The 2052-nt window shown below is 71.8% G+C and carries 1 protein-coding gene and 2 pseudogenes; all 3 read right to left on the reverse strand.

The features are described 5' to 3' along the window. A pseudogene (locus tag I5E_RS20830) lies at positions 1 to 181 on the reverse strand (hypothetical protein); the annotation flags it as partial. 92 nt (positions 182 to 273) lie between these two features. Continuing rightward, positions 274 to 489 (reverse strand): annotated as a pseudogene (locus I5E_RS01045) (amino acid kinase family protein); the annotation flags it as partial. 7 nt (positions 490 to 496) lie between these two features. Beyond that, positions 497 to 2011: a GTPase ObgE gene (obgE, locus tag I5E_RS01050; RefSeq protein WP_022905365.1), complete on the reverse strand. Its 1515-nt coding sequence runs from the start codon at positions 2009 to 2011 to the stop codon at positions 497 to 499. Between the last annotated feature and the right edge of the window lie 41 nt (positions 2012 to 2052).

A 2052-nucleotide genomic window follows, 5' to 3' on the forward strand; every position in this document is an offset into this window, starting at 1 on the left:
CCGTCGCCGAGAGGTCCTGCAGGCGTCCCGCGGACTCGCCGAAGGGGTACCCGGCGCCGTACGACGGGGACCACACCATCAGGGCGTCCGAGCTGCCGGCGTGCACCGCCGTCGCGAGCGCGCGGAAGGCCTGCACGAACTGGGTCGGCTGCTGCCCCCACCGCACCCACGTGCCGTTCATCTGCGGTGCGAACCGGACGAGGACCTGGGTGTCGTACTGCCGGTGGACGTCCTCGAGCAGGGTGTTCGCGGCTCGGGCGTCGGCGGCGGTCAGGGACCCGAGCGACCGGTCGGGCCGGAGGACACGAGGACGACCTCGGTCCCCCGGGCGTGCGCGAGCGCGAGGGCGTCCACGAGCCGGGCGATCTGCCCGGTGTTGTCCCCGCTGACCGACGACGAGCCGACCTTGACCACGATCCGCCTGGCACGCGGGATGTCCTCGTGCCGGGTGACGGGTCCGAGGTCGGTGCGTGCGGTCGTGTCGGTCATGCCGTGGTCAGTCCCTGTCGTCCTCGTCGTCGGCCCAGAGACCGGCGATGCGCTCCTGCTCGAGCTCGGCTCGCGCCGCGGCCTTGGCGTCCATGCGCTCGAAGTACTCCTCGCGCCGCTCGTTGCGGGTCGGACGCGAGGTCGCGCCGATGCGGGCGTCGGTCCCGCGGGCACTCGTGATGAGCTCGGCGGTCGAGGTGAGCGTCGGCTCCCAGTCGAAGATCGTGCCGCCGTCGCCACCGATCACGACGGTGGACCCCGCGACGGCTCCGGCCTTGAACAGTCCGTCCTCGACACCGAGCTTCGCCAGGCGGTCGGCCAGGTAGCCGATCGCCTCCTCGTTGGTGAAGTCGGTCTGCTGGACCCAGCGCTCCGGCTTCGACCCGCGGATGCGGTAGAAGCGGTGCTCCTCGCCGCCCTCGGCGCGGATCGTGAACGGCTTGTCGTCGACCGCCTTGGGGCGGAGGACGATCCGCTCGGCGACCGGCTCGGCCGCACGGGACGCGCGGGCCTGCTCCACGACGTCGGCCAGCGCGAACGTCAGCTCGCGCAGGCCCTTGCGGGACGCGGTCGAGATCGGGAAGACGCGGTAGCCACGGCCCTCGAGCTCCTCGCGCACGAAGGCGGCGAGTTCCTCGGCCTCGGGCACGTCGACCTTGTTGAGCGCGATCATCTGCGGACGTTCGAGCAGCGGCACCTGGCCCTCGGGGACCGGGTAGCGCTCGAGTTCGCCGAGGATGACGTCGAGGTCGCTGATCGGGTCGCGCCCGGGGTCGAGCGTGGCGCAGTCGATGACGTGCAGGAGGGCCTCGCAGCGCTCGACGTGGCGCAGGAACTCGAGGCCGAGACCCTTGCCCTCGGACGCGCCCTCGATCAGACCGGGGACGTCGGCGACGGTGAATCGCGTGGACCCCGACTCGACGACGCCGAGGTTCGGCGTGAGGGTCGTGAACGGGTAGTCGGCGATCTTCGGCTTGGCGGCGGAGATCGCGGCGATGAGCGAGGACTTGCCGGCGCTCGGGAACCCGACGAGGGCGACGTCGGCGATCGTCTTCAGCTCGAGGCTGACGTCGCCGGCCCAGCCCTCGGTGCCGAGGAGCGCGAAGCCGGGGGCCTTGCGCTTCGTGGTCGAGAGCGCGGCGTTGCCGAGGCCGCCCTGCCCACCGGGAGCGATGACGACGCGCATGCCGGGCTCGGTCATGTCCGCCAGGACGTCACCGTTCTCGTCGTACACGACGGTGCCGATCGGCAGCGGGAGCTCGAGGGTCTCCCCGCTGATGCCGCTCCGCATGTCGCCCATGCCGGGCTGCCCGTTCTTGGACGAGCGGTGCGGGGAACGGTGGTAGCCGAGCAGGGTCGTCACCTGGGGGTCGGCGACGAGGACGATGTCGCCACCGTCACCGCCGTTGCCGCCGTCCGGGCCGGCCAGCGGCTTGAACTTCTCACGGCGGACCGACACGCAGCCGTTGCCGCCGTTCCCCGCGGTGAGGTGCAGGGTCACGCGGTCGACGAAGGTCGCCATGGGTCCACTCCTTGGTGTTGCAACGAAAGAACGGGAGGGGC

The sequence above is a fragment of the Curtobacterium sp. B18 genome, assembly GCF_000333375.1.
Taxonomy (GTDB): domain Bacteria; phylum Actinomycetota; class Actinomycetes; order Actinomycetales; family Microbacteriaceae; genus Curtobacterium.